Annotated in this window: 11 protein-coding genes, 1 tRNA gene and 1 pseudogene; 6 read left to right on the forward strand and 7 right to left on the reverse strand. The window is 39.6% G+C overall.

Annotation, left to right across the window (positions count from 1 at the left end; genetic code table 11):
- Positions 1-38 precede the first annotated feature (38 nt).
- A tRNA-Ser gene (locus V7K42_RS12110) sits at positions 39-123 on the forward strand.
- Positions 124-174: 51 nt separating this feature from the next.
- Here the strand turns inward: V7K42_RS12110 and V7K42_RS12115 are convergent.
- Positions 175-519 carry a four helix bundle protein gene (locus tag V7K42_RS12115; protein WP_334916438.1) on the reverse strand — a complete coding sequence of 115 codons (345 nt, stop codon included), beginning with the start codon at positions 517-519 and terminating at the stop codon, positions 175-177.
- A gap of 82 nt (positions 520-601) precedes the next feature.
- Between V7K42_RS12115 and V7K42_RS12120 the strand changes: the two genes are divergently transcribed.
- Positions 602-1,048: an acyl-CoA thioesterase gene (locus V7K42_RS12120; RefSeq protein WP_334916440.1), complete on the forward strand. Its 447-nt coding sequence runs from the start codon at positions 602-604 to the stop codon at positions 1,046-1,048.
- Here V7K42_RS12120 and V7K42_RS12125 read toward each other — a convergent pair.
- Genes V7K42_RS12125 through menA form a run of 3 tightly spaced genes read right to left on the reverse strand, consistent with a single transcriptional unit; the run spans position 1,041 to position 4,394 of the window.
- A complete protein-coding gene (locus V7K42_RS12125) occupies positions 1,041-2,495 on the reverse strand; it encodes a 2-succinylbenzoate--CoA ligase (RefSeq protein ID WP_334916442.1) in 1,455 nt (484 codons plus the stop codon). The two genes, V7K42_RS12120 and V7K42_RS12125, sit on opposite strands and share 8 nt — an antisense overlap.
- Complete coding sequence (locus V7K42_RS12130) at positions 2,480-3,484, reverse strand: o-succinylbenzoate synthase (RefSeq protein WP_334916444.1); 1,005 nt, start codon at positions 3,482-3,484, stop codon at positions 2,480-2,482. The genes V7K42_RS12125 and V7K42_RS12130 overlap by 16 nt, the downstream gene beginning before the upstream one ends.
- Positions 3,485-3,497: 13 nt before the next feature.
- On the reverse strand, positions 3,498-4,394 hold the full coding sequence (gene menA, locus V7K42_RS12135; protein ID WP_334916446.1) for a 2-carboxy-1,4-naphthoquinone phytyltransferase: 897 nt from the start codon (positions 4,392-4,394) through the stop codon (positions 3,498-3,500).
- Positions 4,395-4,691: 297 nt separating this feature from the next.
- Here menA and V7K42_RS12140 point away from each other — a divergent pair, with 297 nt between their 5' ends.
- The 4 genes and pseudogenes from V7K42_RS12140 to V7K42_RS28940 form a co-directional block, all read left to right on the forward strand.
- Positions 4,692-6,107, forward strand: coding sequence for an isochorismate synthase (locus tag V7K42_RS12140; RefSeq protein WP_334916448.1), 1,416 nt, complete (start codon positions 4,692-4,694; stop codon positions 6,105-6,107).
- Positions 6,108-6,286: 179 nt separating this feature from the next.
- On the forward strand, positions 6,287-6,412 hold the full coding sequence (locus V7K42_RS12145; RefSeq protein ID WP_334916450.1) for a hypothetical protein: 126 nt from the start codon (positions 6,287-6,289) through the stop codon (positions 6,410-6,412).
- A gap of 111 nt (positions 6,413-6,523) precedes the next feature.
- The gene (locus tag V7K42_RS12150) at positions 6,524-7,078 is read left to right on the forward strand and encodes a hemerythrin HHE cation-binding protein (protein WP_334888029.1); all 555 of its coding nucleotides are present in this window, start codon (positions 6,524-6,526) and stop codon (positions 7,076-7,078) included.
- Between the two features lie 288 nt (positions 7,079-7,366).
- Positions 7,367-7,483: pseudogene (locus V7K42_RS28940) on the forward strand (chorismate-binding protein); the annotation flags it as partial.
- A 54-nt stretch (positions 7,484-7,537) separates the two neighbouring features.
- Here V7K42_RS28940 and V7K42_RS12155 read toward each other — a convergent pair.
- From V7K42_RS12155 to V7K42_RS12165, 3 genes are read right to left on the reverse strand one after another with little or no spacing between them, the layout of a single operon-like run.
- Positions 7,538-7,807 (reverse strand): BrnA antitoxin family protein, encoded by a 270-nt coding sequence (locus V7K42_RS12155; RefSeq protein ID WP_334916454.1) that lies wholly within the window; start codon positions 7,805-7,807, stop codon positions 7,538-7,540.
- Positions 7,770-7,901 carry a hypothetical protein gene (locus V7K42_RS12160; protein ID WP_334916456.1) on the reverse strand — a complete coding sequence of 44 codons (132 nt, stop codon included), beginning with the start codon at positions 7,899-7,901 and terminating at the stop codon, positions 7,770-7,772. The genes V7K42_RS12155 and V7K42_RS12160 overlap by 38 nt, the downstream gene beginning before the upstream one ends.
- A 15-nt stretch (positions 7,902-7,916) precedes the next feature.
- On the reverse strand, positions 7,917-8,048 hold the full coding sequence (locus tag V7K42_RS12165; RefSeq protein WP_334916452.1) for a BrnT family toxin: 132 nt from the start codon (positions 8,046-8,048) through the stop codon (positions 7,917-7,919).
- Between the last annotated feature and the right edge of the window lie 386 nt (positions 8,049-8,434).

Consider the following 8,434-nt stretch of genomic DNA (forward strand, 5'->3'; position numbering starts at 1 on the left):
TTGAAAGTAGGGTACGGCACAAGTTTGACAGATTTACTGGAGAGGTGGCAGAGTGGTCGATTGCGTCCGACTTGAAATCGGATGAGGCTAAAACCTCCGGGAGTTCGAATCTCCCCCTCTCCGTTTAGGAATTAAAAATTGAAAATTAAAAATTAAAAATTGAAGAGGATGAAGTTAGGTGGGGCTTTTGGTGGAGATAATTATGGCACCAAGAATTTTGGTTAGTTCTTCGGCTTCGGTTTGGAGTTGACTAATTTTTGATTGAGGTACTATTTCGGTAGCAATGAGCAACCTTAACCAGTACCGAGTTTCACGGGATTCTTTTAGTGCAATCATGAGCTTGCTGATAAAATCTGCTTTGCTTTGAGCAGCTTGTGCTTCTTCTACATTAGCTCCAATCGATGTTCCTGACCTTAATAACTGTTGAGAAAGGGTTCGCGCTACTCCTGGTTTGTCATCGTTTAATGACTTCGAGGTTCCGCCGTTAAAGTCAATGTAGAAGCGATCGCTTTTCCTCACGCTATATTCAACCCTATGCAATAAAATTAGTTTATAAAGCAGAGAATAAATCTGCCTTTTTTTTAATATTCAATTGTCAAAAATGCCTTTTACTTATAACCGCACAGTTCGTTTTCAAGATACTGATGCTGCTGGGGTAGTTTATTTTGCCAACGTTTTGGCCATTTGCCATGAAGCTTATGAAGAATCTCTAGAAGCATCAAGTATTAATCTCAAAGATTTTTTTACTAATCCGTCTGTGGGGTTTCCCATTGTTCATGCTAGTGTCGATTTTTTGCGTCCTATGTTTGTTGGGGACAAGTTACTGATTAGTCTAATTCCCCAAAAAATAGGTGTTGAGAAGTTTGAAATTACTTACGAAATTACTGTGGGTGAGGTGGTAGTTACTAAGGCTATTACTCGTCATGTTTGTATTGATGTGAGTAGTAGAAATAAGCGGGAATTACCTAATGAGATTATTCAGTGGTTGGAGACGAACCGCAGAGACGCTGAGGGCACAGAGAGAAGAAGAGCGAGAGAGATTATGTGATGGGATTTTGGAGGAATTCTGTGGCTATTTGTTGTAACTTTTGGCGGTTAATCTTACCTTGAGAGTTACGGGGTAAGTTTTGCTGGGGAATCCAATATTTTGGAATTTTAAATTTGCTGAGTTTGTCTTTGAGTAGAGTTTTGATTTTTAAGGCAGAGATATCTGGTTTTTTGGGAATGTAAATCGCTGTTAAGGCTTGTCCCCAGTGTTTATCTGGGATGCCGATGACACAAATATCGGCAACCATTTGAGTAGCTTGTATAGCTGATTCAATCTCTGCTGGATAAATATTTTCTCCACCTGTAATAATTTTATCGCTGTTACGTCCGACAATATTTAAATGACCTTGCTCGTCTAAAAAGCCTAAATCATCTACTTGAAAATCAATTTTATTTTCTCGGGTTATTGGATAGTAACCAAGAGATAAAGATTGAGCATGAATTGTGATATTCCCTATTTGATTGGAATTTAAAATTTCACCTTGCTGATTGCGAATAGTTACTTTGGCATGGGGAAGAATTTGACCACTGCTAATTTTACCATCGAGAAAATCATCTGGTTTGAGGGTGGCAATTTGAGAAGCGGTTTCTGTCATGCCATAAGTAATTGCTAACCGGATGCGATAAAATCTGGCTTTTTCTAGTAATTCGTTCCATGCTGGCGCACCTCCCAAAAGTACAGTATTAAATTGGGATAGCCATTCAGTTAATTCGGGATTTTGCAGGAGACGTTGTAACTGCGTTGGTACTAAAGATATGAAAAATTCTGATTTTTTAATATTTAATATTTGACTAGATTCTACGGCTTTAAATAGTTGAATAGCTAGTTTACCTCCGGTCGTAAAAGAGCGCACAAATTGCATTAAACCGCTAACGTGATATAGTGGTAAAACGCAAAAAGAATTGACTTGCTTTAGTTGAAAGTATTCGCTAAATCCTTGTACAGATGCTGTGAGAGTTTCCCAAGTATGGATGGCAAATTTAATCTGCCCCGATGAACCACCTGTAGGAATCAGAATCAGTGCTGAGTGCTGGGTGCTGTTAGCAGTAGCGGGGCGTTTAGCCCGTGCTGAGTGAGAAAATAAGATATGGGGAGAGACGCGATTAATCGTGTCTGTACTAAAGAGTAGGGGAGTGGGAGAGTGGAGTAGTTCTCCCCAAATGATGTCTGGCTGTACTAAATCAAAGACTTGTTGCCATTCTTGTGTTCCCCAGTCGGGGTTACAAAGAAAAACCGGACAGTTAGCAGCACAAGCAGCAATAAAACTTGCTAAAAATCGTAATGGTTCGCGTTCGGCTAAAATGATTTTCGGTGGTGTTCCACACGCTGACAATTGTATTAGTTCTAAGTATAATTCTTGAGCTATTTGATTAAATTTGTGGCTATCATAACCGATAAGCCAATTATCTTGAGCTAGATTATTAAGACAGTCTAAAAGCCGTTCCATAAAGTTTGAAACCAGGTTTCTTCTTGTTCAAAAAAATGGTCGATGCCAAAACCAATTGCCCTATTGTTTTGAGATAATTCCGCCGCTAGTTTGAGGGCTGCAAGTCTAGCGATCGCAGTCTCAAATACTGATGAAAATACGGTATCAATTTCATGCTGGTGGCAAAACTTTCTTAGACGAGATGGCGATCCCACTATCCCAGGCTTGATGACAAAAATCCCTCGCCAGCCTTGTTGATAACAGGCGGCGAGTTGTCCAAGTGTGGCAACAGATTCATCTAAAGCGATCGCAGTTTCATAACTCGTACTCAATTCCAACATCTCCTGAAATTGCTCAACGGGTAGCGGTTGTTCGATAAATTCAATTTCTAGGGGTATTTCTGGATTTGCTTTGAGATTGTCGCAAGTCCACAGCCATAAGTTAGCTTCCTCATAGCTAAGTCCACCGTTAGCATCTAATCGCAGTTTGGTAGAGGCTGGTAAGGTGTCTATCAGTGACTCAAAAATTTCTAGTTCATCAGCGATCGCATCCACACCAATTTTCCACTTAAATGTGCGATATCCTTGCTGCCATAAAATTTCCCATTGATTTAAAGCCGCTTCCCCAGATGGTAATAAGCCACTGTAGAAGAGTGAATTAGGAGTTAGGAGTGAGGAGTTAAAAGTTATGAAATTATTTTTTTCATCTTCCCTACTCCCCCACTCGCAGGCTGACTCAAAGCCAAATTGAGAAGCAGGTAACTCATCTGGGATTGAAAAAATCGTTTCGTCTGTGATTTCTCCTGAGAGTTGGCGACAAAAATCTAAGGCTTGTTCTAGGGTTTCGGAACCAAACCAGCTAATGGGGGCAATTTCTCCCCAGCCGACTTTACTTGATTCATCGGTGAGACGGAGGATAATACCTTCACGAATATCCCACTTACCATGATTAGTGGTAAGCGATCGCAAAAATCTTCGCTGATATGGACGAAATTTAAATTGATAACGCATTAATTAGTAATTGCTAAAGCATAAATCCCAAGCCCAACAGCAAGCAAGCCCAGAAGTGCACGGCTACGGCGATGAATTTACAGTTACTAACTTTGTCCGGGTGGTTGTGATTTTCTTGAACGTGGCGGCATAATTTGACAGCAAAGGGTAAACTTACCCAACTCAGCAATGTCCAAGCTGGAGAAATCCCCAATAGTACAAATAGCAAGGTGAGGGGATAAATGCTACCAGTAAAGAAAACGAGGAGTTGGGCCCCTTTTGCTGTTCCTAGACGGACAATAGGCGATCGCTTCCCTGCGGCTATGTCATCCTTAACTTGGTGAAAGTGTGAGCAAAACAAAATTAAGGTTGTGGCAATTCCGACAATCACTGAGGCTGCTAAACTTGTCATTGACCAAGTTTGGGTTTGGCTATAATATGCGGCTTCCACTGCTAAGGGGCCAAAGGCAAAAAAGCAAATAATCTCGCCTAAACCCTGATATCCTAAGCGAAAGGGAGGCCCTTGGTACGTGTAGCCTAAACCACAGCAAAGTAGTATTATACCGATAACAGTTAGGTCATGTTGCCAAAAAGCGATCGCTAGTATGCCCAGCAACCCCAAACCTAAACACAAATTTCCTATCCAAAATACTAATGGCTTATTGCTAGTCAAATTCACCAGAGAATGGTGCTTATTTTGATCGATGCCTGTTTCCGAATCAAAGACATCATTACTGATATTTTCCCAGGCAAGAATTAAGATTGCGGCAGTTACAAAAGTAGAAAATACTACTCCATTGAACATTTGAGTTTCTGCATAAGCGACTGCTGTTCCTACCCAAATGGGCATAATGGCAACGCTGTACATTGGCGGTTTAATCGCTGCCATCCATAACTTAGTGTTTGGATATAAAATTTGCTTGGTAGTCATCAGTTGTGATTAATTAAATTACCGGAATATTACTCACGCTTGAGATTTTATGATTTAAAGAGACGCTAAATTTTGGTGATATATAAACAAATATCACTTGTTAACCTTGTGTTGTTAATACTCACCCACACGTTGCAGTCTCAGGCTGAAATTGTCTTATTATGGTCTAAGAACACCATGAACAAAGCAAATCCTACGCTAGTGAAATGGCAACTTAATATGTTACCTGTAAAAATACGACCACGATTAATTACACTTTAGGAAGTAACTTAAAAAAAATTTACTATCGTTAGATCCATGACAGTTTCACCATGTCGTAACAACTTGTTTGTAGAGCGCAAAGATTTATGTCAATTTCTGTTATTAGTCCAAGAAAAGTGCCTCCAAAATAATGACAAGCAAATTGTCAGTATCTCTCAAGAGATCGGTTTAGTTGATCCTTTACTTGTATTGGATCGACTTACACAAGCAAATGAAATAAATTTTTACTTTGAGGACAGAGCTAAAGGAGAAGCGATCGCAGCAATTGATTCTGTAGCAAAATTACAGATTGATGGTGCAGATCGTTTTGCTCAAGCTGAATATTTTATCAAATCTTGTCTAAAAAATATAATTAATTTTGGTAACGCTAATCAACCTTTTTCTGGGCCTCACTTTTTTTCTTATTTCAGCTTTTTTGATAAAAATACCCAAGTCGATTATCCATTTCCATCTGGTACCATTTTTCTTCCATGTTGGCAAGTAGCTGTTAAAAATCAGCGTTGTATATTAGTAACAAATATAATTATTAATGAAAATACAAATATTCAAAGGTTGTTGGAGAATCTGCAAAATAAAATTGAATTTATCCAATCTTTAGAGTATTACTCTGCTAATATTGATTGCTTCCCGGCAAACTTCTACAATAAATCTGTCACGAATGCTACTCAGTTTAAACGTTCAGTAGTATCTGTTTTGGAAAAAATTCGGTCTAGGCATTTAAGCAAGATTGTCTTAGCAGATATATTAGATGTAAAATCAAGCAATCAGTTTGACTTAGTTAAATCTTTAAATAATCTTAGACAAATACATCCTAATTGTTATATCTTTTCTACCAGTAATGGCAAAGGACAAAACTTTATTGGTGCAAGTCCAGAAAGATTAATTAGTATTAATAATCAGCAGTTAATTACAGATGCTTTGGCTGGTTCTGCACCACGAGGTAAAACTCCTGCTGAAGATGCAGCTAATGCCAATCGCTTACTTAATAGTGAAAAAGAAAAGCATGAACATTCCCTAGTGCTTGATTTTATTACACAACGCCTATCCCAGTTAGGTTTATTACCGCAAATACTAGCACCACGGCTGCGACAATTATCGAATATCCAGCATTTATGGACACCAATAAGTGCTGTAGTTCCAGCTAACATCCACCCATTAAAGATTGTTGGACAATTGCATCCTACGCCAGCCGTTGCAGGTGCAGCCCAAGATGTAGCTTGTGCCGAAATTCGTCGTTATGAAAACTTTGAAAGGGGTTTGTATGCTGCGCCTCTAGGTTGGATAGATTCTCAGGGTAACTGCGAGTTTATTGTGGGAATTCGGTCAGCATTGATTGATGGCGATCGCGCGAGATTGTATGCTGGTGCTGGTATCGTGGCTGGCTCTGATCCTGACAAGGAGTTTGCAGAGGTGCAGCTGAAACTTCAAGCTTTACTGAAAGCGTTAGTTTAATGGCTAATTTCTCTTGCTATTTTTTATAGGGCAGATGTCCGTAATCATTTATCCATACCAAAAGAACTTGCAAAGCTCCCTGCTAGAACCACAACTTTTGAACTGACGGATGCAATATTGCTAACTCGTAACGCTTATAGTTTGGCAGATTTATCGTTATCACCAGTATTTAGACGTAAATGACCAAGTATCTACGTTCGCGTAGCGTCCCGCAGGGAAGCATTACAAGATTGCAGACCACAGCAACAGAAATTGATACAGTTTACATCACCACTGTTTATACTAAACATACTTACCAAACTTGATATAAATCTTTCTAAGGAGGGACGGACTTACTCAAACCTCACGAGAATATGGAAAAAGTGAGGAGAGCTTGTAATAACCAATAAAACCTGTAGTCTGGAGTTAATAATACAATGGCTGATGTGACAAATATAGCGACTAAGCTTGCTGATTTAAAGCTTTTTCAGAATGTTCTGTTGGAAAGTGAGCAAAAATTAATAGAACAGACGGACGACAATACGATTTGCGAGCGGCTCGAAAAAATGATCAGCACCGATCGCGAAAATCTCGGCATCATTGAAGCAGTTGTTTCTAAATACGACAATGCAGCAGAACCTCGCGACATTACTCAACAACATGCCCAGAAGGTAAGCCAAATGATGAGCGGCTCCGAGCTAACTCTGTATGACAAGTACTTACAGCTTGAGTTGCTAAAGCATCAACAGACAATGACAGGGCTGGTTCTACACAAGGTTGCCCAGTCCTTAAATGATGAGCTTCAAGATTTGATGGAACCGCTCAACCGAGTTAATTTTGAAAATCGTGCTCACCAAGAGATTCTTAAAGGCGTTCTTTACTTCGTCGGAACGCGAGAGATAGCCGGCAAAGAACCTGACATGGGTCTGTGGGCTAGCATTGAACAGGGAATTGCAGCCCTTAAGGGTGTTGTAAGCAGCGCTGTAAGCTAGTATAAATCAGTGGTAGAGGGCGCGTCATTCATGGAAGTTAAAAAGCGTACTACTACTTCACATAAAGCCGTACCAAAAACCGCTTAATTTGTGATTTTTCTACTTTTTTGCTTTGGTTGTTCTCAACTCAGCTTCTCTGAGTTATTTTGTGCTTTTTAGTCTAAAGTCCAGTTTTAAAACCTCGTTTCCAGCCTCTGACTGAAAATGCTTCTCATTGGGCTGCTTGTCGCAATTTAAGAGGCAGCAGCCCACCATCAGGCCTTCCCAATCTGCGACTAGGAACGAGACAATGGCGATCGCGCCAGATTGTATGCTGGTGCTGGTATCGTTGCAGGTTCCGATCCTGACAAAGAGTTTGCAGAGGTGCAGCTTAAGCTTCAGGCATTACTGAAAGCATTAGTTTAAATAAAGTAACTAAAATGCGGAAATTATCGGGTAATTTCTACATTTTTACTCATTTCATTTGCCACTACTATTTTCGATGTGTTGACGCAAGACAGAATTGATGAGTGTTTTGTATTCAACACTTTGGGATTGAAACCAAGATATGACATCTGGATCAATCTGAATTAAATTCCGTGCTTGATTTGCTGGTAATCTCAACATTGCCTTATCGAAAAACTCATTGTTTAACGGTGGAATATCAGAATAATCAATGTCGTCATCTGACATCGATTCCAATGCTTCCCAATTAGTATGTGATATATTGTTCAAATCGTTGGCGCTCATATCGATTTGCCTTTCGGGCTGAAATAATTCGGATGACATCACTTTGCCGTTCTGTCCAGATGACTACTGCTACGCCGTTACCGAGAAAACCGATACCTAACCAGCGTTCTTAACCATAATCAAAACGGTTATCTAGCTCAATTAGCATCGTACTATCAAACATTTTAGGGAAATCGGCAAAGTCAATTTTATGTTTGCGAATGTTTTCGAGATTCTTCGCTTCATCCCATTCAAACTGCATGAAAGTTAAAAGAAAACTAATTTGGCTGATATCTCTTATCGCGCATCTATAGCAATACAGTTCAGATAAGCCCAAAACACTTGTATAGACGACGATTTATCACGTCTCAAAAACCCAAAGTTATTGCCAGTAGCCCTTAACTGAACCGTATTGACATCTATAGGACTAGAGACTAATATGCTTTTATCTAACACTATCTTTATGTTTTAGTTCCAGAAAATCTTTAGTTACTCTAACTATAAAATCTCCATCCTGTTAGAGTATTTTGTCCCGCACTCAAATCAATATTCGGAGTACCCGGATTTCTCACAAAGCCTGAGAAAAGAGGAGTCAAAAACTGCCAAAATGTCTATTGCACATGAATTCCAGCAGTTTTAAGCATGACC

The organism is Nostoc sp., assembly GCF_036917455.1.
GTDB lineage: Bacteria > Cyanobacteriota > Cyanobacteriia > Cyanobacteriales > Nostocaceae > Nostoc.